The sequence below is a fragment of the Neorhizobium sp. T25_13 genome, from assembly GCF_002968675.1.
In the GTDB taxonomy this organism is placed as follows: Bacteria; Pseudomonadota; Alphaproteobacteria; order Rhizobiales; family Rhizobiaceae; genus Neorhizobium; species Neorhizobium tomejilense.
Window position 1 is genome coordinate 269,607 of sequence record NZ_PVBI01000007.1, and the last position, 18,710, is coordinate 288,316.

Genomic DNA, 18,710 nt, shown 5'->3' on the forward strand with positions numbered 1-18,710 from the left:
GCCCAATCGCATTTCGCGCGGCTGCGGAAGGGCAAAATCGAGACCGCGGAAACGAGTTCTCTGCATCTCGACTGATCCGCGATCTCAAGCAGATCTGGTTGCTGCAGCAGCCTACTTGGTTCTGAAGGAGCAGGGCGAACTGCTCCATAGCCGGACGCCGAAGCCCGATTATTCCTCTGTCTTGGGGAACAGGCCTGAGCGGAGAACATTTTCTGGCCACCTTGGCTCCGGGCCTGAGCAGGGCATTGATCGACATGGGCGAACGTCCCCATGGAACATGCCTACCTCCCAGCCGTTAAGCATTTTCGATAAGAAAATGACAGGAGACGGAGGCGTGCCGGACAGAGGCAACAGCTGGTATGAGGAAGCCGTTATCTACTGCGTCGATGTCGAGAAGTTCGCCGACGGAAATGGTGATGGTATCGGTGACTTCATAGGGCTCACCGAGAAGGTGACTTATCTCTCCGAACTTGGCATCACCTGCATCTGGCTCCTGCCGTTCTACCGCAGCCCCGACCGCGACAACGGTTACGACGTCAGCGATTTCTATAGCATCAACCCCAAGGTCGGATCGCTCGATGATTTCCTGGCCTTTCTGCACAACGCTGGAGAACACGGCATCCGCGTCATCATCGATCTGGTCGTCAATCACACCTCCGATCAGCATCCTTGGTTCCAGGCGGCCCGGCGAGACGATAAGACACGCTATCGCGATTATTACGTCTGGAGCGGCGACCCTCCGCCCGTCGCAGCAGGCGCCAAGTCAATCTTTCCCGGCGAGGTGGATAGTCTCTGGACCTATGACGAGGTAGCGCGAGCCTACTATTTTCACAATTTCTACGAATTTCAGCCGGAGCTGAACGCCGCCAATCCCCAGGTGCGCGAAGAAATCCTCCGCATTGTGGATTATTGGATTGCCTTCGGCGTCAGCGGGTTTCGGCTGGATGCAGCTCCGCTCATCATTGCGGATAAGGGGCTTGAACACGCCAATCCCCGCGATCCGCACGGCATTCTTAGGCAAATCGGGGCGTACGTTCAGGACCGCCGGCCGGGTGGGGTTCTTCTCGGAGAGGTCAATCTTCCGCCGCAGGCATCCGACTCCTTCTTTGGTGAGGGTGAGCAGCTCCAGCTTCTGCTCAACTTCATGCTTGCCTGCTATCTGTTCGCAGGGTTTGCCAGAGAAGAAGCCGCCCCTATCAACCAAGGGCTGAGCCTTCTTCCGGAGCCGCCACCCGGTTGCGATTGGGTCAATTTCCTTCGCAATCTCGATGAACTCGATTTTTCTCGCGTCCCCTCTGATCTGAAGCAGTCGGTATTCGAAGCCTTCGCCTCGAAAGAAGAAATGCAGGTCTTCGGACGTGGCATCCGGCGCCGTGTCGCCCCGATGCTGAATGGCGAGCAGCGCCGGATCGAACTGGCCTTGAGCATCATTTTCTCGCTGAAGGGACCGCCTCTTATCGTTTATGGAGATGAGATCGGTATCGGCGAGGATCTTTCTCAAACCGGACGGAATTCGGTTCGGGTACCGATGCAGTGGTCGGGTGGGAAAAATGGAGGATTCTCAACCGCGAATTCCGGAAAGCTTTGTCAGCCGGTGCTGACAGACGGACCGTTTTGCTACCGGAAAGTGAATGTAGCCGATCAGCAGAACGACCCCAATTCTCTGTTGAACAGGGTTCGACGGTTCATCAGGCTTCGTCGAAACCAGCCGATTTTCGCGAAGGGACGGTCGGTGAGGCTCGGCGCAACCGATCCAGCAGTTCTCGTTCACGGCTTTGAGGATGCGGGCGACCTGCTGTTGCTCGTGCACAATCTGGCTGGCCGAACGAGCAGGGTCGAAATCAATTTCGGCGGCATGCAGCCCAGACATTTTCGTGATCTGATTGGTTACTTTGAATTCGACATCGCCAAGAATCCGCGCCTGGAACTTGAGCCCTATGCTTATCGCTGGCTTATTTCGGAGGGTAACGGATCATGACGATCATTGGCTATCACGCTTCCCATGAGCAGTTTTCGCCAAGCGAACTCGTCACCTATGTCCAGGCTGCGGAAGCCGCAGGTTTCAAAGCGGTGATGTCCTCCGATCACCTTACACCATGGAGCGAGCGGCAAGGTCAATCGGGATTCGCATGGGCGTGGCTGGGTGCAGCGCTGCAGGCAACGCAATCCATTCCATTCGGCATCATCACCGTTCCCTTGGGCTGGCGCTATCATCCCGCGATTACGGCGCAAGCGGCCGCCACGGTTGCGGAGATGTTTCCCGGAAGGTTGCCATGGATGGCTGTCGGCAGCGGCCAGGCAATGAACGAGCACGTCACCGGCGAGCGCTGGCCTTCAAAACGGGAGCGCAATGAACGGCTGGAATCTGCAGTCGGGATCATACGCGATCTGTGGTCGGGCAAGCTTGTCAACCGAGATGGTCCGATCAAGGTGGACGAGGCGCGAATTCACACTCTTCCCGGGGAGCTGCCTCGCCTCGTGGCGGGCGCTTTGTCGCCCGAGACCGCGGAATGGGCGGGACGCTGGGCAGATGCGCTGATCACGATCAACCAGCCGCGGGAAAGCCTCAGCGACATCATCGATGCCTTCCGGAGAGGGGGCGGGATAGGAAAGCCGCTCTACCTGCAGGTCCATGTATCCTATGCCGATTCCGAGGATGAGGCCCGGGCGAACGCCTTCGATCAATGGCGAAGCAATGCTGTGTCTGCAGCCGTGTCGCAAACGCTTCGGTTGCCGGAGGAGTTCGACGGTGCCTGTGCGAATGTGCGGCCCGAGGACATGGACAAGCATGCACGCATCTCGGCCGATCTGCGGCAGCATGTCGAGTGGCTGGAGGCCGATATCGCCATGGGTTTCGAACAGATCTATATCCACAATGTCGGGCGCAATCAGCGTGAATTCATCGATATTTTCGGGAAGAGCGTCTTGAACCAGTTCAGCGGGACACGCGATACTGGCAGATGAGTGGTCGCCCGCGAGCGGGGTCCTTCAGTAAGGCAGAACGTCCTGCGGGATCAGTTGCCGCTTCCTGTCCGGATTCGAACATGAGGGTTGCGCTGCGTGGATCGGACTTTGCGCTCTCGCCCGCTTCCTTGACTAAGACAGGGACGGCGGTGATTGGAAATAGGCGCATCATGATATCTTTAGGAGCAGCGTATGAACTGCTAGAAGAGCGCGCGGCATGGCGAACCGCCGCGTGGTCCACTGCACCCGCGATGGACGGAGGATGCCCTAGTCAGGCCTCTACAGCGTCCCGCCGTCTAAACGCAATCGTTACCGCCATGCCCTTGCCGGGTCCAGAATCTACTTCTATCTCGGCATTCGCGTTGTGCTTAACCGACTGAACAATCATGGCGCTGAGCTTGCCTCGTCTCGGCCAATCGGCTTTATCCGAAAGTCCAACACCATCGTCAGCGACGAGAACCTTACAGCCTTCATCATCGACGGTGCAGCGCACCTTGATCTCACCGCCGTCACGACCACTGAAAGCGTGTTTCAGGGCATTTGTCATGAGCTCATTGACAACAAGGCCTACCGGCATGGCGACATTGACCGAGACCGGCCACGTATCGACCTTCATGTCCAGGCGAATACCCTCGACCGCATGGACCGCCATCACCGATGAAGCTATCTGGCTGACATAAGTTCCGAGATCGACGGTTTCGGTGTCGTTGCCGGCATAGAGTGACCGGTACAGGATCGACAGCGCCTCGATCCGCCCCGCCAGCCCATGAAAGCGTTCACTCTCTTCGAGACGCTGTGCGTTTCGCGCCTCCATCCGGATCAACGCCGTGATCATCTGCAGGTTGTTCTTGACACGATGCTGAAGTTCTTTCAGCAAAACATCCTTTTCCGCCAGCGCCTCGGTCATGGCGGCTTGGTCCTCGGAGCGTTCGCGCGCCGACATCGCCAACAGCCGAAAGAGAGGCTGGCCGGCGTCATCGACTATCGTATTCGACCAGGCGTCGACGACCCTATTTTCCGCGGCGCCCGGGAGGCTGAAAGCACCGAGGTATTCTTCGGTTTCAAGCAAAGCCTCAGCGAGTTCCGGTCCATTTGCAAGGGGGGCAGCCGGGGGAAGGACAGACCAGGTTTTCCCTTGCAGCTGTTCAGCCGAAATTCCGGTCAGGCGTTCGAATTCGATGTTTCCATAGATGAGGGTTTCATTGTGACCAAGTTCCGCGACCGCGACCGCGAAAGGGACGTGATCGAGAAACTGCCGAAACCGGTTGTCGTCGAGCGCTTCCGCGAGATGCGGGAGATCGGAAGGGGTCGGAGACGGCGGGTTCGGATCGTCGGGCTTTGTCATGGAGTATCCGCAGTGTCGGGCAGCGGGAGTCCATAACACGCCATCAAAAGAAAGGGCTAGGGGATTTATCGCACAACGATCGGCGGCTTACGACACTAGCCGCGCCAATGCCGCAATGATTGCTCGATGGGCATAGGGCTTCGGAAAGAAAAGCGACTGGTCCGGCATCTGGTCCCGTTCTACCCGCCGCTTTCCGGATGTTATGATGATCCCGATCGGCGGCCACCGATCCTTGACAATCCAGGCAAGAGTCAACCCGTCCAACTCGCCATGCAGATCGATGTCGGTGAAGATCGCGCCGATCGATGCCTCGGTAGAAAGAATACCAAGGGCATCGTCAGCATTTGCTGCCTCCAGGGTGTGGAAGCCGGCGTCGCGCAAATCGTCCGCTATCGCCATGCGTATCAATGGCTCATCTTCGATCACCAGTATGGTCGTCCGCGGCATTATTTGCACCGATCTGATCTGTGTCACGCAAGCAAACTCTCTGGCGGAGCAACATGTTCCTGTTCGACTGCAACAGCGTTTAGCTCAACGGGACGTGCGAGGTAACCGTCATTGCGTGATCGCCGGCGGAAAGCAATTCAGCTTTGATTGCCGCAGGGGCGCTCACCGTGTTGTGACTTTAACTTCTTCAAAGGCCGAGCCCGGAGTGATTGCCGAAGGGTTCGCATCCATTTGCCCCATCTACCAAATGAGGGAAAGCCGGCTGGGTTGTGACTCCGTTTCGATACCTTCTGTCACGACACAAATGTCCGCTTTGTTGCGTGCCCATAAGCCGTCAACGATGAGGACCGCCCCGTCAGAGCGTCAAACACAGGCAGGTCTTCAGGACGACCCGGGCGATGGTGAGTCCATGGCTCGGGTTGCGGATAGGGTCACGGCGGACTAGACCGTCAAGGTGACCAAGTTCGCCCTGGATGCGAACCCGGCTCGACCAGAAATGAAGGCAAATCGGGCAGTTCTGACTTATCTGCCTAACCCCTACCTGAGGGCTGCTTGAGCCGATCGATCCCGTCGCCAGCGTGTATAACTGCTATCGAGATCGAATGGGCTCTTCAATCGAAACGGCATCCCTCTCTGTTCCATTATAGGCGGTCGTGAATGTTTTCCGATCGCGGGGAGCCACATCCGGGGTAAGCACCAATCCGTCCTTATATGAAGAAGCGTTCCGTCCCCGGAACTCTCCGCTCGAAGCCCCGTTCTCCAAGCAACGCGCAGGAAGGGTTCGAAATGGCTAGCACCTCCGATAAGACAATCGTCACCGCCTCCTCAAACGAAGTCGATGAAAGTATGGGAACGCAGGCGGGAACATCTCCTGCCTACGAGCAGCGCAAGGAACTCGAAGAGCTTCAGGCCGAGCTTCGGACACTGCAGAGGGCAGTGCGTCACCGTCCAATCATCTCACCGTCACCAGCCGTTGCCGGTGTCCCACGTACACTGCGTGAGGAAGTGGAGTATCAGATTCGCCTTCAGCCGATAGCGTCGGTAGCCTTGGCGGCAATCGTCGGATTTGTTTACGGGATTGTAAGATGACGGGACCCTCGGCGGAAGCCGCTCGCCTTGCTGAAGAATTTGTTTGGCTTGGTGGCAAGCGCCGGGGCAAGCTCGATGACAACATCGTCGATACCAGGCTGTGGGATGTCGAACCGGACGAGGCAGCAGCCTTCTGGCGTGACAAGATCGACAGTTTGCCGGAAAGCGAACGTAGAGAGGTCGAGACGAACCTCCCGAACATGAACCCAGGGTAACGGCGAGCCCCGTTGTCGGCAGCATTGTCGACCTCCCACCTGGCCTTTCCGGTCAGTTGCCGGAGTCCGGAAAAGCCGCCGAGTCTTCAGGTGCGACCATTAGTTAACAGTTACGGAGGAATTGAACGGATGACGCGAAGGATTTTGTCTGCGGCATTGGTCGCCGCGTTGGGAATGTGCACACCTGGCGCGGCACATGCTGATCAGATGGCGATGACATCGACGGCAACCGTGAAAAACGACCTCAAGTATCTGATGTACACGCCGAACGGATATGAGACGTCCAACGACTCCTACCCGCTCGTCGTATGGCTTCACGGAGGTGACCAAGGTGGAGGCGATATCGAGAAGGTCAAATCGAGCGGCATGCCGAAACTGATCGAAGACGGCAAGCAGTTCCCGTTCCTGGTCTTCTCGCCTCAAAACCCGAGCGAGGAACTCGCTCTACCCCATCGAAAAGGTAGAAGCGGCACTTGAGGAGGTCATCTCAAAGTACCGGGTTGACCGCTCCCGTATCTACGTCGTCGGCTACAGTCGGGGCGGCTTTGGGGCTTGGGCCATGGCAGAACAGTTTCCGAACAAGTTTGCCGCAGTGGTTCCGATTGCAGGTGGTGGCAATCGTCACTATCTCAGCAGGACCAATGAGAAGGCTGCCTTCTGGGTCTTCCACGGGACAGACGACGACGTCATCCTCCTATCAGATTCCGTCATCATGTACGAACGCCTCAAGGCGCTGAAACGTGACGCTCGACTTAGTGTCCTGGAAGGCGTGGACCATTCGAATATCGAAACGGCAGCTTTAAGCGATCCGGAACTATGGGACTGGCTGTTGAAGCAACGTCTTGATGCCGCCCCCAAGTAACCGTTTCACGGCCCGCTGGGTTGCGGCCGAACGGTCGCGCCGTATGCAACGCGCAGATAGGTCTAACCCTTGGTGATTCACGGCTGGGAACCAGACCCTTATGCTGTAGCGCTTACAGGCGCGGGGCTTCTCATCGCATTGGTGGCGTGGCTGCCGCTGGCTCTCCGCCGACTTCCGCTCTCGCTTCCAATCGTCTGCCTGGCCATTGGTGGCCTGATCTATACCTCCCCGTATGTGACGTTGGACCCATCTCCAGGCGCATACCCCTACGCCACCGAACGTTTGACGGAGTTCGTGGTTCTTGTTGCGTTGATGGGCGCAGGCCTGAAGATTGACCGCCGGTTCTCATTCAGAGGGTGGGGAACCACTTGGCGGCTGTTATTGATCACGATGCCGATGAGCATCATCGCGATAGCAGTCATCGGGACGACAATCCTTGGTCTAAGCGTTCTGGCCGCGCTGCTGCTGGCAGCAAGCCTTGCGCCCACCGATCCTGTTCTTGCGGCCGACATCCAGGTTGCAGGCCCACAGGAAGGGGGCGAAGACACTGTTCGCTTCGCGTTGACGTCAGAGGCTGGCCTGAACGATGGCTTCGCGTTTCCTTTCGTGCATCTGGCCATTGTTTTAAGTCTTGCGGCCACAACAGGAGAGCCCTGGTTCGCTCGCTGGCTGACTTTGAATGTGTTCTGGGAGACGATTGCTGGCGTTGGCTGTGGATGGCTTGTCGGCCGTGTGTTTGGTTGGGCAACCTTCAAGATGCCCGGCGATACGCTGGCAAAGACAGGCGACGGATTGGTGGCCATAGCAGCCACCTTCGTGTCGTATGGTGTGTCCGAGCTGCTGCACTGCTATGGCTTCTTCGCCGTCTTCGTTACCGCGTTGACACTGCGCAACTCCCATCGCAACCACGACTTCCAGCGCGACATGCACGACATCACCGAGCAGATCGAACGCATCGCGATGATGCTCCTGCTGCTCGCTTTTGGCGGCGCTATCGTCAACGGCTTGCTGTCCAGTATCGGCTGGGTAGAGATTGTCGCCGTCGTGCTCATATTGCTGGTCGTTCGACCCGTAACCGGCTTGCTGGCGCTTATCGGGGTCCGCGCGACGCTACCTGAGAAAATCACCATCGCCTTCTTCGGCATTCGGGGCGTTGGTTCATTCTATTATCTCGCCTATGGCCTCAATCACGGGCGGTTCGAGGACGGCGACCGGTTGTGGGTCATCCTCTCGCTCGTCGTCTTTGTCTCAATCCTAATGCACGGGCTCACTGTCACGCCAGCGATGCGTTGGCTGGATCGGCGGCACGGCCGGGAGGCTGACTGAGCTCATGTCTATCTACAGGCATTGCTCGGACAGCGGAGGCACCTTCAACCCCGAGCCAGGTTCCGAGGCGAGCGCATGCGAAAACGCTGACGATATTCGGCGGGGGTGAGACCAATAATGCGGGTGAAGATTTTCCGGAAGGAGCTGGGATCGCTGTAGTGGACCTTCCACGCAATGGCGTCCACCGGCTCGCGAGAAGACTGGAGAAGGTCACGAGCCGATTCTATACGCAAACGCTGAATATACTCGCCTGCTGTATGACCAGTTGCCTTCTTGAATCTTCGCATGAAGGTTCGCGGATCGAGCCCAGCATGGCCTGCCAAGCCAGCGAGGCTCAGTTCCTTGCCGCCGCTGGCCTGAAGCCAGTGCTGAACCTTCAAGATTGCATTGTCACCATGGTTGAGCCGAGGAGAAAAGGCGCTGTAGTAGCTTTGTTCTCTGCCGGGCGGATCAACAAGGAAAGCTCTCGCGGTTTCGAGCATGATCATCGATCCGAGAAACCGCTCGATCAGTATTAGGCTAAGATCGACCCAGGCCATTACGCCGCCAGCTGTTAGTATGTCTCCATCGTCGATGATTAGACGGTCGGTGTTCAGGTTGACGTCGGGAAAACGCGCGACGAAGTTCTCCTCGTAGGTCCAGTGGGTCGTCACCGTTCGGCCGGCGAGAAGCCCTGTCTCCCCTAGCAAGAATGCGCCTTTGCAGATTGAGCACAGGCCCACTCCTCGCGAATGCTCGGAGCGAAGCCAAGCTGCGTAGTACCGCGCCTCCGTCTCCGGCAAGGGATCCCCCAGGCCCGGAGGGACTACGATTACAGTCGGATGGCCCGCTTGTCCGGCAGGGTCGAAAGAGAACACTCTCGCGGGCGCATCATCTCCGTTTGCACGTGTCCAATGGCTCACACCGAGGGCAGGCTCGCTGACACCATGTTGCTGACTGGCGATGCCTGCGGCGGCAGTCAGCAAATCAGTCATGCCCAGCACAGCCGCAGTTTGAGCGCCCTCGTAGGCGAGAATTGCGATTTCCGTAAAATCTACTGGTTCGTCCATATCGCCCGCTTCTTTGAAAGGACGTCCTATGAGCAAGAGAGCAATCATCGTTGTTGACCTGCAGAATGACTATCTGGCGGCGGGAAGGTTTCCTTTGGTAGGAATAGATGCAGCACTGGAAAACGCAGCACGCGTCGTCGACGCCGCTCGCCGGTCCGGTGATCTCGTCATCAATGTTCGCCACGAGAGCGCAGCCGACGGCCCTTTCTTTGCCGTGGGCACGGAGGGAGCGGAGCGCGACCTGGAGTTCAGAGGCGAAGTCGTGTCCGCCGACAAGGTCCACGCCGCGTACATGTCCGCGCTGGCCTTTGGTTACGGGCGGGTAGTGTCAACCGAAGAATATCTGGCGAACTAATCGATACTGAGTTGACGGCGATCGAGAACTTGTCGTCAAACCCTACTTCGATGAAACGCCGCGATAGTCGCCTCGCACGACTCCCTGAACCGTCTGCTCGACCCTTCAGGCCCACTTGTCTGGACGCTGACGCGAGCGCCTTCAAGCAGAAGGGATAACGTGTCCGCCAGCAGCTCTGGGTTCGACGAACCGGCTGCCTCGCACACTGCCGCGAGTCGGTTGCGCTGGGAAGTCTTAAATTCCTGAACAACCGCGTGGGCTGGATGATCGCTATCACGCAGCTCGACGGCAGCGTTCGCCAGATCGCAACCGCCGGGTTCCTGTTCCAGACGGTCCACCTGGAATTCGACCCATCGCTTCAACTGCGCGGCAGCGTCTCCTGAGAACTCTCTCTCCAGCTCGTCCCAGATGGCCCCCGCCCGTTGCGTCACCTGGCGCAGAGTTGCGCAAAGAAGCTCGTCCTTTGAACCAAATTTTCGGTAAAGCGTCATCTTGTTCGTCTGGGCAGCCTCCGCAATGGCGTCGACGCCAATCCCTCGAATCCCGAATTTTCGAAAAAGGTCCGCCGCTGAAGACACTATGCGCTCACGGGGAGGAATGGCCGTCGGAGAGGAAGGATCAGCGGCATTATCTGGAGATTTCGAACTTGACATGGGTGTGACCGGTCGGTAACGTTCTGGTGTTACTTACTGGTAACACCCCACCATAGCTCAGTCAAGGATCGGGAGAGGATTGAAAATGGCACGACATGACGATCTGACGCTCAACCAAATCCTCTCCGACCCGATGATCCTCTTACTGGCTCGCGCGGACGGATGGTCGACGGCCGAGTTTCGAGAGGAGATGATTTGGGCATCGCAAGAGCTGAAGCGTGAGCCCGGCGACCTCGATGCCACGGTAACCCGAGCTTCGCTGAGAAACGACCGTCCCATTGGGGCAGCGTGCTGCGCGATTTAGCTTCCTTTCGCGCGGCTCTGAACTCATGTCCGGATTTGCCAACGTTCAGATGGAGGTTGTGGCCCTGGACCACGACACATGACGGTAATTCTCAATTAGCGGACGCACGAATTCAGCCTGTGGAGATACCGATGAAAACGATCTTGAGAACCGGAGAAAAACATCGAGACTCAGGATTTGAAGCTCTATAGCTATTCCATCTCGTCTGTCGCCCGGCCAACAGGATCCCGTGAACCTAGCCCATGAGTATGGGGCGGACCAGCGAATTATGATTGCTGACGAACTCGAAGAAGGCTCTAACCCGCGGCGTTTTCCGGATGTCTGGATGAGCCAGAAGGTACCAGCCCCGGTTCAATTCCTCTACCGGAGGAAGCACCTGCACGAGGTCATCATGCATTTCCGCAATTGTGGTGGGCAGCGGCGCTACGCCCAATCCCGACTTGACCGCGTGAAGTACCCCCAAAACGCTGTTGTTCCGCGCGCCGACTCTTGCAGTTGGAGCCACTGACGCAAACCATTTCGCAGCCCGATGGTTGGCAAGCGCCCCGTCGAATCCGACAATGGCGTGTCGCCCAATGTCTGCTGCGGTATTCGGCGCGCCGTGATGCTCGACGTAGGTCCGGCTCGCATAGACCGCCCAGATCGAGTCGGCGATTTTCCTGCCTACAAGATTTTCATCTGAAGGTTCGCCCGAGCGCAAGGCGACATCGGCCTCTCCTTTTGAAAGATCGAGATAGCCATCGCTCATCACGAACTCCACGCGAATTTCCGGATATTGCAGTTGAAACTGCTCCAGTAGTTGCGATCCGTTGATGCGTGACACCAGCGGCTCGGGACAGGTCAACCGGACAACGCCGCTCAATTCGCTGACATAAAGCCGTGTCTGCCGCTCGATCGCGAGCGCCGCCTGCTCCAACTCTTGCGCCTTCGGCAGAAGCAGCTGCCCGAACTCCGTGAGCTGGTAGCCGCTGGCGTGCCTGTGGACGAGAGGCTGCCCTATCTGGCGTTCGAGTTCGACCATTCGGCGCTGCACCGTTGACTGGTTGACTCCGGTTGCCTTGGCGGCAGCCGTCGTGCTGCCATGACGGGCCACGGCAAGAAAGTATTTGAGATCGTTCCAGTCGAACATGTTTCGTTATGCGCTTTTGCGGCGAGCCTTTGCAAGTCTGCGGCTCCCGGTATCCTGGGATCAGGCGTAGATTTGTCTCACACTCAGGGAGACACGCGATGCACAAGGTTATGGACGTTGACAAAGCAATTGCCGGAACACAGCTGGGGGTGACCACCTCCGCCGGGATCACCGGTGTGGCGAAACTCACGGTCCTCCACAAGCAGTTGACGGATGCACTCCCGACCGGGGGCATTCAGGAAATTCGGGTGATCATCGCCAGGCTCGAGCCCGGCGACAGCACCCCGTACCACTCCCATCGTTTTCCAGTCACCGTCTACATGCTCGAGGGGGTCTTTACCCTCGAGCTGGACGGCCACGACCCGATCCCTATCGGAGCAGGTGAAGTTTTCGTCGAACCCTCGGGCGTGAGAATGACGGGCCGGAATCTCAGTTCCGACAGTCCGGCGGTTATGGTTCTGTTCTACATCAGCGACCCCGAAACGCCGTTTGCCGATCCGGTCTGATTGCCGAGCTTGAAGTCGCGAGGGCAAACCCCGTCCCCACGTTAGATTGTTCGCTCCCCACGAATATGCCCTCGCGACCCCCGCCGGCTTCGATCAGGGCAGCCATCAAGTTGCTATTCGCGATCTGCCGCTGAAACTTGCCGGTCCAGATTTCCTTGAGACCAAATACTGCGCGCCTCTAAGACCCGCCCCCCATGCTTCCACCAAGCTTTCCACCGAAGTCGAAGCTCCGGCACAAGGGATTGCAAGGATTACCTGTTGCCTATCCAAATGATATTTCTCCCCGTCCCGAAACGAGCGCGGAGGTTCTAGTTCTTCGGATTTTTCCACCTTGCTTTGGATTGTTCCGCTCTATGCTTTGGCGCTCGGCCTTGTCTTAGCCACCGAGTAGGCGCTGCACCAAGGCACCGATTTGGGAATACGTCTCGCCGCTCGCGAGCTATCGACTCGCAATAATTGCACGACCGCAACAGCCCTGCTCTATTTCGCAATGGATGCAGACAACAGTTTTGCCGGTATCGAGTTGTCGTCCGCATCCGTAACAAGGAGAAGTTCCAGCCTGTCCTTTTCAAGCCGTGCGCTGATGCCCTCCACCTTGTATGGCCGGTCAAGCAGGTGAAGGGAGAGCAGATGCCCGTCGTTGTCTGCGATACCAATCGTAGCCCCGACGCAGCGCCCATCGTGATAGGCGTCGTCAGTATCTTCCGCCACGGCGCAGAACACCATTTCTCCACCGGGAAGAACTGCGGCGTCGGTGAAGCAGAGCGGAATTCCCTCGATAAGACCAAGATCCAGCCGATCGATAGCGACTGGCGCGACGGCATCGGCTTGCGAACTTTGTAAGGCACCGAGAACTTGCCGCAGCGGATAGCGGATGATCGCGTTGTCGGCATGTCGCTTGTTGCCGCGCTGGAATAGGCGCAACTCGTTGCCAACGATAACCGCACCTTCAATATTGAGTTCATCGAACGCTTGGAGAAGCGGACCGACAATCGGGGACATGTCCAATTCATGGGGTGAACCGCAGACCGCACCATGCGCGTCGAGTGTCAGCAGCGCACCGCGACCGCGGTTGGGCCTGGATGCCGATCCCATAACCAGGAGCGCGCCATGCGTAAGGTGGTCGAAAGCCGGAACAAAGGTGATCGCCTCAAGGTCCGGCTTCTGCCGTTTTCGCTCAGCCTTGCCGCTGGGCAGCTCACCGGTAAACAGTCGGATCAGATGGCCAGGTTCGGACGTATCCTTTGAAAACACGCCGAGGTGAAGTTCGTCATCAGCAACCACATACATGGTCGAGCAGACGCAGACGAGCCCGCTTGCAGCGCTGATATAGGAGGGCCGCGCGGTCGGCACTTTCGGGGAGACGTCGAGCGCTCGTATCTCTGTAGCGTTGATCATTGCGCTTTCTTATCAGTCCCAGCCGTCTCACTCCACCGCTACGCGACAATGATCTCCCTACCTTCGCCTTCCAAACCTGAGCCAAGGCAAAAGCAGAGGTCGGCTCGTGGAATATTCCGCAGCCGGCTGAAAAGCAGTCGCGCGCGATACGGCGGTAAATTTTTTGGCCCCAGGGCAAGGCTTGTCCAAAACATCAGGTCCCAAAATTCGGAAGATCTTGACATCGGTGCCACCGCCGAGAATGCAGCGAGTGTAAAATGGTTACCTCGATGGGCTCGGCGGCGCCCGCAAGGTGGCTAGGCGATTTCTGTCGGTAAAACCTTGGCCACGATGGCACCGTCCCGTCTACACTGGGCCGCCGGAACTTTGGATGCGCGTGATGGTTTGATCTGCAGGAGGAGATCAGAATGCACCGCAGCCCGCCCCACCGGCACGAATTCCTGTTCTACATCTTGCAGACCGTTGCGCTCGGCTGCCTTATCGCTGGCGCCGTCTGGCTTGCTTTAAATTGAGGCCAGTCAGATGCGGAAAAATGCGATGATCGGCCTCCTTGGCGTGGTCGTGATAATCTTGCTCGCGGCATTTATGATGCGCGGCCCAAGCCAGCCAAACTCGGGTGCCCCGGCCTCGAACCCTCCACCTGCTGTCGCGCCGCCCGCAAACAACTAGACACCTCCGGCTCTAACTCCTCGGTTGAACAACGTTGTCTCTCGCAAGATAGAGGATGACCGCACTGGGCGCGCGGAGCGCCTCTGCGTCGCAAACGCTCTAAGATGGAACTGTCGCCGACATGGATTGTTCGCGCCTAACATTGTTTTTGGAGCGCGTAGTGCTGAACCACATCTTTCGATCGTTGCGGCGCAGCTGCGGGCCTGCCGGCTTCTTCATCGGCCTCGCCTTGGCCGGGTTTTTCGATGGGATCCTCCTCCACCAAATCCTGCAGTGGCATAGCCTCTTCAGCTCACTCGATGGCCAGGTTTATCAAGACATCCGGTTTCGGATGCTGACGGACGGGGCTTTCCACGCCGCAATGTACGGCATCGGACTTGTTGGGCTGTGGTTACTCTGGCGCGGTCGCTATGAATTCGCCTCGGACGGATCCGGAAAGCGGTTCGCTTCAGCGTTGCTGTTCGGATTCGGCGTCTGGCATCTGACCGATGCCGTCCTGAACCATTGGCTCCTGGGTCTGCATCACATCAAGGAGGACAGCCGAAAATGGCTGTTGTGGGACTTGGCGTTCTTTGTCCTCGGTCTGGTGTGCGCGGGCCTCGGCATAACCTTCGACCGATTTGGTGGCCGCCGCCGCCTGAGCAACACGGTAGCCTCGAGCGTCGGGATCATCGCTTTCGCGGCGGGCGCTGTCGCTGCGTCCCCGTGGTCAAATCCGCGACCGGTGACGGTCGTATTCAAGCAGGGCATCAGCCCGGCCGCGGTTCTCGCCGCCGTGGAAAATGCCAATGGTCAGATTTTGTGGAGCAACGCTGATGGCGACGTGTGGGCGATCGCCTTAAAAAGCAGTTTCGACGGATGGTCCTTCTACCGTTACGGCGCCCTCTACGTCAGTGGTTCGGTGTTCGGCATGGGATGCTTCAGCGCCACTCCCGCGCCCTCCACTTAGCAAGCCATCCGTCGAAGAAGGGCAAAAGGCGACGGTGCGGATTTAGATAGCTGCTTAAGCAAGCGAAATCACCTCAGCGCGAAATCAGCGGCCCCACAGGAACCAAGCGGCACTTTTGCAGTTCATTTCCTGACGCGCAGGCTGGTTATTCGCCGAGACGCAGAACGGCGTTCGCGAAGCAGCGGTGCGGCACCGAGTGCCACGCCGGCCCAGCATCGAGGGTCAGAAGCGTCAATGCCCCGACCGGGAGCCAAAATGATTGAAAGGGACTTGCTTTGGAAAAAACCGGAAACGAGCGGAGAAACTCCGACCAGGTACCCGCCACAACCCCGTTGTCCGCCGAAAATATATGTCGGAAATGCAGCGGCAAAGGCCAGGTCGGTGGGGCGCGATGTTCCGACTGCAATGGAACGGGCAAGGTCAACACACCTGTTGGAGGGGCAGGCTAGGCTCTGATGAAACAAACAGAGCGCACGCTTGACGATATCCTTGGGTCAACCGGAAAACGCTCCCCCGACATCCCTGGCAGTACTGCGTCAATCCTCGCGGGGTTGATGGGACTGTCGATGGCAAAAATGGCCATCCTTGTCTCCAATCATCCCATAAACGATCCCTGTTTGCGCGCGGCCGTGGAAAAAATCGATCGACTGTCGTGCGATCTCTTGCAAGCAGCAGAACAAGACCGCAGCAACTTCTTGAACTACATGGAGGTTTTGCGGGACCGCTGCGCCGTGGAAGGCAAGCAAGCTGATGTTTCCGCTGTCCGCAAAGCGGAATCCGGCGCAACTGCCCAACCTCTCGATGCAGCCCGTCTGATCGTCGAGGCGCTAGAACACCTGAACGAGATATCCTCCTTGGTGGATCACTCGGTCGCGAGCGATCTCCACGCCGGAGCCGCAATCCTCAATGCCTCCTTTACCGGTATAATCATGGCCGTGAAAATCAACCTGGAGCCCGACCGCATGGCCGATATGCGCCAACATACGGCGGGGAAGCGGGCAGAGCTTGCTGCGCGCCGCGACACCGCATTCGCTGGCCTTAAAAGAGCAGCCGCGCTACAGGGCTTCCAATACTAAGGCAAAAATGAACCGCCGGATCGGCCGACTGAGACCGCCGATCTCATAGGGCGGTTGCCGGGCAGCGTGTCCGTGGCCCTTACCTCAGCAAAATCATGTCGCGGATTTGGTCCCCCCGTCGGGTCGACCATTTCCTCCCAGCGACGACGCTTCCTCTACGATCCTGTCGCGAGCCACGTCATGAACCTCGGTGGCGATGGAGACTGCCTTGTGAACGGCGTCCGAGGCCAAGTCTTCAGCTCTATCCAGTACCCTCGACGCCCCGGACGACAGCCCGTCCTTTACAGTGTCGGCCGCCGCGCCGACCGCTTCATCCTCCTCGCTGGTGTGTGGCAGGGCCGCTCCAATTGCGGCGCCGACCGCGAAGGCGAGCGCGCCGCCGACCAACGGCTGGTCCTTGAAATGCCTGAGGATTGCCTCGTTGAACTGAGCGCCGGTATCCAGCGAGTTGCGTCCTGCGCCCGAAATCGCGTCGCGCATCTTTCCGGCGGAGCCTGCCACGGCCTGCCATGTTTCCGAGGCCCATCCGGATGCCTGGTCGAAGAGCTTACCCGCCTCGTCACGCAGATCGTTAATCTGCCGCCCGGAGGCATCTGCAAAGCCCCGAAACGTTTTCCCACTGTCGTCCATGAAGTGCCCGGCTCGGCGCCCACCTTCGTCCGTCAGCGCCTTGAAGCGCCTTCCGGTACTGTCTGCGAAGTGGCTGTACCGATCGCCGCCGTTGCTCTCGACAGGGCCGATCCGTCGGATCCCGCCTTCGACGACAGCCAACGGATAATCGGGGCCGCTATCGCTGCTCGGGCCGGCCGTGTTTTTTTGACCCGCCATCAGCCATGCAAGGCTAACTCCCATCAACGCGACCGGAATTGGGTTGCTTTTCAGCGCATTCGAGAGATTGCCGACATATTCGCCACCGCCGCTGGACTTCGCATAGGCTAAAACCTCGTCCACCAACTGGCCCGGTGACATGCGCTGCTGAATGGCATCAATCCGTTTCTCGATGCGCTGACGATCTTCCTCTATCTCGCGCTCGATATCGGCCGCGTTTGGTTTTCCCGAAGTGTTGGCCATTATGTTCTCTCCTTGATGATCTGTGCATCGCGCTTCAGCGATGCAGACGTCCGGTCGAGATTGAGATTGTTGCCCCTGAACGCGGCCAGGCCGCGAGACATCAGGCCCCAGGCAACCAGCGCCACGACGATTCCGACGACGACGGAAGAGATCGCGTCTGCACTCGGTTCCGACATGCCACGAGTGACGAGGAACGCCGTCAACCCCCTGACCAGCGCCGCGAGCAAAACACCGATCGCCGCGATGGCGAACACCAATCCGGCTGCAAACGCTTCCACTCCGGTGACCGCAGAGGACATTTTTTCCGCAGCCTCGGTTTTGGCCAGGTTAATCTCCTTGCGGAACAGGCCAGTTATATCTTCCACCAATCCGCTGATGAGTTGGGGGAGCGACGAATTTTCCGATGAACTAGCCATTGAAATTTCCTTCCGATCTTTGCTCATCTGATGGAGTCCGGTTCGACGCGTTGCCCCCGCCTGTTTCTCCGGAGGCCGCAAAGGACGGAGTTCTCTCCGTCGGGCTGTCGCCGCGGCGAGCCGAAGCAGTCAGAAAGCGGCTTGCGGCCAATCCGGCGATAGCCGCCATGCCAAGGAAGGCGAAAGGCTGTTTGCGCCCGAAGTCTTCTGCCATGCCGGCGACTTCGCTCATCTTTCGGTCTTGGATATCGTTCGCGAACCGCTGGATACTCGAGCCAATGCCTCTGGTCATCCGGCCGATATCCGCCTGATCACCTGCCTGGAGTTCACCTCCGACCTTTTCAAGGGCAGCGGCGACCCCAGCAAGTTGCTTCGCAAGGAAATTCTTCTGGTCGGCAGCAGCGTCCTTTGCCTTGTCGCTGACGCTTGAAATTTGATCCTGCGCAACTTCCTTGATTGTTTGCACGTCTTCCGAAAGCGTCTGCCGCAAGTCGTCGGCTGCACCCGAGGGCTCAACTGCGGCAGCGTTGCCAGCCAATCGATCTCCCTTAGCCGCGGCGTAACTCGAGGACGAAGCGGCCTGGCCGCCCTGGCCCGTACCAGTCTCAGTCATAGGATCCTCCCGAATTGAAATCGGCTTCACCGCGAACCATCGCAGTCATCGGAGCTCCAACCGGGAATGGGTAATATTGTTCCTGGGGGTGGGGGCGAGGAAGGAACGCGCAGGCAGTTTGCTACGGGCGCACGTCGATCTGACGGCAGCAAGACCGGAACTTCGCTGGCATTTCCCGCTGGATCAAACCTCACCTACACCGGATACGGCTGCTCAGGCTCTGAGGGAAACACCAACGCTCCTTTCTTGGGAGCAGCATGAAGCAGAGGGAAAG

19 protein-coding genes and 1 pseudogene are annotated in these 18,710 nt (G+C 58.3%); 11 read left to right on the forward strand and 9 right to left on the reverse strand.

Features of this window, described 5'->3' with window-relative positions; all coding sequences use genetic code 11:
- The first annotated feature begins 316 nt into the window (after positions 1–316).
- Both C5J22_RS18555 and C5J22_RS18560 read left to right on the forward strand, forming a co-directional pair.
- On the forward strand, positions 317–1,978 hold the full coding sequence (locus C5J22_RS18555; protein ID WP_105439398.1) for an alpha-amylase family protein: 1,662 nt from the start codon (positions 317–319) through the stop codon (positions 1,976–1,978).
- Positions 1,975–2,964, forward strand: coding sequence for a TIGR03885 family FMN-dependent LLM class oxidoreductase (locus tag C5J22_RS18560; protein WP_105439399.1), 990 nt, complete (start codon positions 1,975–1,977; stop codon positions 2,962–2,964). Before C5J22_RS18555 ends, C5J22_RS18560 begins: the two co-directional genes overlap by 4 nt.
- 271 nt (positions 2,965–3,235) lie before the next feature.
- Here the strand turns inward: C5J22_RS18560 and C5J22_RS18565 are convergent, their stop codons facing one another.
- Complete coding sequence (locus tag C5J22_RS18565; RefSeq protein ID WP_105418117.1) at positions 3,236–4,309, reverse strand: sensor histidine kinase; 1,074 nt, start codon at positions 4,307–4,309, stop codon at positions 3,236–3,238.
- Between the two features lie 87 nt (positions 4,310–4,396).
- Complete coding sequence (locus C5J22_RS18570; protein ID WP_105418119.1) at positions 4,397–4,756, reverse strand: response regulator; 360 nt, start codon at positions 4,754–4,756, stop codon at positions 4,397–4,399.
- A gap of 786 nt (positions 4,757–5,542) precedes the next feature.
- Here C5J22_RS18570 and C5J22_RS18575 point away from each other — a divergent pair.
- From C5J22_RS18575 to C5J22_RS18590, 4 genes and pseudogenes are all read left to right on the forward strand, one after another.
- Positions 5,543–5,845, forward strand: coding sequence for a hypothetical protein (locus C5J22_RS18575; protein ID WP_105439400.1), 303 nt, complete (start codon positions 5,543–5,545; stop codon positions 5,843–5,845).
- A complete protein-coding gene (locus C5J22_RS18580; protein WP_105439401.1) occupies positions 5,842–6,060 on the forward strand; it encodes a hypothetical protein in 219 nt (72 codons plus the stop codon). Before C5J22_RS18575 ends, C5J22_RS18580 begins: the two co-directional genes overlap by 4 nt.
- A gap of 129 nt (positions 6,061–6,189) precedes the next feature.
- Positions 6,190–6,922, forward strand: a pseudogene (locus C5J22_RS18585) (alpha/beta fold hydrolase).
- A 72-nt stretch (positions 6,923–6,994) separates the two neighbouring features.
- Positions 6,995–8,248 (forward strand): cation:proton antiporter, encoded by a 1,254-nt coding sequence (locus C5J22_RS18590; protein ID WP_371412642.1) that lies wholly within the window; start codon positions 6,995–6,997, stop codon positions 8,246–8,248.
- 44 nt (positions 8,249–8,292) lie between these two features.
- Here the strand turns inward: C5J22_RS18590 and C5J22_RS18595 are convergent, their stop codons facing one another.
- Positions 8,293–9,297, reverse strand: a complete 1,005-nt coding sequence (locus tag C5J22_RS18595; protein WP_105439403.1) for a GlxA family transcriptional regulator — start codon at positions 9,295–9,297, stop codon at positions 8,293–8,295.
- A 28-nt stretch (positions 9,298–9,325) separates the two neighbouring features.
- On the opposite strand from C5J22_RS18595, the gene C5J22_RS18600 reads away from it, so the two are divergent.
- Positions 9,326–9,652: an isochorismatase family protein gene (locus C5J22_RS18600; RefSeq protein WP_105402509.1), complete on the forward strand. Its 327-nt coding sequence runs from the start codon at positions 9,326–9,328 to the stop codon at positions 9,650–9,652.
- Between the two features lie 35 nt (positions 9,653–9,687).
- On the opposite strand, the gene C5J22_RS18605 is transcribed toward C5J22_RS18600, so the two are convergent.
- The gene (locus tag C5J22_RS18605) at positions 9,688–10,305 is read right to left on the reverse strand and encodes a TetR/AcrR family transcriptional regulator (protein WP_105439404.1); all 618 of its coding nucleotides are present in this window, start codon (positions 10,303–10,305) and stop codon (positions 9,688–9,690) included.
- A gap of 85 nt (positions 10,306–10,390) precedes the next feature.
- Here C5J22_RS18605 and C5J22_RS18610 point away from each other — a divergent pair, with 85 nt between their 5' ends.
- Complete coding sequence (locus C5J22_RS18610; protein WP_105439405.1) at positions 10,391–10,609, forward strand: hypothetical protein; 219 nt, start codon at positions 10,391–10,393, stop codon at positions 10,607–10,609.
- A 235-nt stretch (positions 10,610–10,844) separates the two neighbouring features.
- Here C5J22_RS18610 and C5J22_RS18615 read toward each other — a convergent pair whose 3' ends face one another.
- Positions 10,845–11,738: a LysR family transcriptional regulator gene (locus tag C5J22_RS18615; RefSeq protein ID WP_105439406.1), complete on the reverse strand. Its 894-nt coding sequence runs from the start codon at positions 11,736–11,738 to the stop codon at positions 10,845–10,847.
- 98 nt (positions 11,739–11,836) lie between these two features.
- Here C5J22_RS18615 and C5J22_RS18620 point away from each other — a divergent pair, with 98 nt between their 5' ends.
- Positions 11,837–12,244: a cupin domain-containing protein gene (locus C5J22_RS18620; protein WP_172723925.1), complete on the forward strand. Its 408-nt coding sequence runs from the start codon at positions 11,837–11,839 to the stop codon at positions 12,242–12,244.
- 480 nt (positions 12,245–12,724) lie between these two features.
- Here the strand turns inward: C5J22_RS18620 and C5J22_RS18625 are convergent, their stop codons facing one another.
- Entirely contained in the window at positions 12,725–13,642 is a 918-nt protein-coding gene (locus tag C5J22_RS18625) for a hypothetical protein (protein ID WP_105439407.1), read from the reverse strand.
- An 829-nt stretch (positions 13,643–14,471) separates the two neighbouring features.
- On the opposite strand from C5J22_RS18625, the gene C5J22_RS18630 reads away from it, so the two are divergent.
- Both C5J22_RS18630 and C5J22_RS18635 read left to right on the forward strand, forming a co-directional pair.
- Entirely contained in the window at positions 14,472–15,260 is a 789-nt protein-coding gene (locus C5J22_RS18630; protein ID WP_172746693.1) for a DUF2243 domain-containing protein, read from the forward strand.
- Between the two features lie 455 nt (positions 15,261–15,715).
- Positions 15,716–16,336 (forward strand): cyclodeaminase/cyclohydrolase family protein, encoded by a 621-nt coding sequence (locus C5J22_RS18635; protein WP_105439409.1) that lies wholly within the window; start codon positions 15,716–15,718, stop codon positions 16,334–16,336.
- Positions 16,337–16,429: 93 nt separating this feature from the next.
- On the opposite strand, the gene C5J22_RS18640 is transcribed toward C5J22_RS18635, so the two are convergent.
- The 3 genes from C5J22_RS18640 to C5J22_RS31275 are packed head-to-tail and all read right to left on the reverse strand — an operon-like array spanning position 16,430 to position 18,361.
- The gene (locus tag C5J22_RS18640) at positions 16,430–17,407 is read right to left on the reverse strand and encodes a DUF3618 domain-containing protein (protein WP_105439410.1); all 978 of its coding nucleotides are present in this window, start codon (positions 17,405–17,407) and stop codon (positions 16,430–16,432) included.
- The gene (locus tag C5J22_RS18645; RefSeq protein WP_105403609.1) at positions 17,407–17,823 is read right to left on the reverse strand and encodes a phage holin family protein; all 417 of its coding nucleotides are present in this window, start codon (positions 17,821–17,823) and stop codon (positions 17,407–17,409) included. The genes C5J22_RS18640 and C5J22_RS18645 overlap by 1 nt, the downstream gene beginning before the upstream one ends.
- Positions 17,816–18,361, reverse strand: coding sequence for a nutrient deprivation-induced protein (locus C5J22_RS31275; RefSeq protein WP_205837199.1), 546 nt, complete (start codon positions 18,359–18,361; stop codon positions 17,816–17,818). Before C5J22_RS31275 ends, C5J22_RS18645 begins: the two co-directional genes overlap by 8 nt.
- Between the last annotated feature and the right edge of the window lie 349 nt (positions 18,362–18,710).

Excerpts from the sequence above, each read along its gene's own strand:
- C5J22_RS18555 (WP_105439398.1), top strand. The coding sequence starts at position 317 with ATGACAGGAGACGGAGGCGTGCCGGACAGAGGCAACAGCTGGTATGAG.
- C5J22_RS18560 (WP_105439399.1), top strand. The coding sequence starts at position 1,975 with ATGACGATCATTGGCTATCACGCTTCCCATGAGCAGTTTTCGCCAAGC.
- C5J22_RS18565 (WP_105418117.1), bottom strand. The coding sequence starts at position 4,309 with ATGACAAAGCCCGACGATCCGAACCCGCCGTCTCCGACCCCTTCCGAT.
- C5J22_RS18570 (WP_105418119.1), bottom strand. The coding sequence starts at position 4,756 with ATGCCGCGGACGACCATACTGGTGATCGAAGATGAGCCATTGATACGC.
- C5J22_RS18575 (WP_105439400.1), top strand. The coding sequence starts at position 5,543 with ATGGCTAGCACCTCCGATAAGACAATCGTCACCGCCTCCTCAAACGAA.
- C5J22_RS18580 (WP_105439401.1), top strand. The coding sequence starts at position 5,842 with ATGACGGGACCCTCGGCGGAAGCCGCTCGCCTTGCTGAAGAATTTGTT.
- C5J22_RS18595 (WP_105439403.1), bottom strand. The coding sequence starts at position 9,297 with ATGGACGAACCAGTAGATTTTACGGAAATCGCAATTCTCGCCTACGAG.
- C5J22_RS18600 (WP_105402509.1), top strand. The coding sequence starts at position 9,326 with ATGAGCAAGAGAGCAATCATCGTTGTTGACCTGCAGAATGACTATCTG.
- C5J22_RS18605 (WP_105439404.1), bottom strand. The coding sequence starts at position 10,305 with ATGTCAAGTTCGAAATCTCCAGATAATGCCGCTGATCCTTCCTCTCCG.
- C5J22_RS18610 (WP_105439405.1), top strand. The coding sequence starts at position 10,391 with ATGGCACGACATGACGATCTGACGCTCAACCAAATCCTCTCCGACCCG.
- C5J22_RS18615 (WP_105439406.1), bottom strand. The coding sequence starts at position 11,738 with ATGTTCGACTGGAACGATCTCAAATACTTTCTTGCCGTGGCCCGTCAT.
- C5J22_RS18620 (WP_172723925.1), top strand. The coding sequence starts at position 11,837 with ATGCACAAGGTTATGGACGTTGACAAAGCAATTGCCGGAACACAGCTG.
- C5J22_RS18625 (WP_105439407.1), bottom strand. The coding sequence starts at position 13,642 with ATGATCAACGCTACAGAGATACGAGCGCTCGACGTCTCCCCGAAAGTG.
- C5J22_RS18635 (WP_105439409.1), top strand. The coding sequence starts at position 15,716 with ATGAAACAAACAGAGCGCACGCTTGACGATATCCTTGGGTCAACCGGA.
- C5J22_RS18640 (WP_105439410.1), bottom strand. The coding sequence starts at position 17,407 with ATGGCCAACACTTCGGGAAAACCAAACGCGGCCGATATCGAGCGCGAG.
- C5J22_RS18645 (WP_105403609.1), bottom strand. The coding sequence starts at position 17,823 with ATGGCTAGTTCATCGGAAAATTCGTCGCTCCCCCAACTCATCAGCGGA.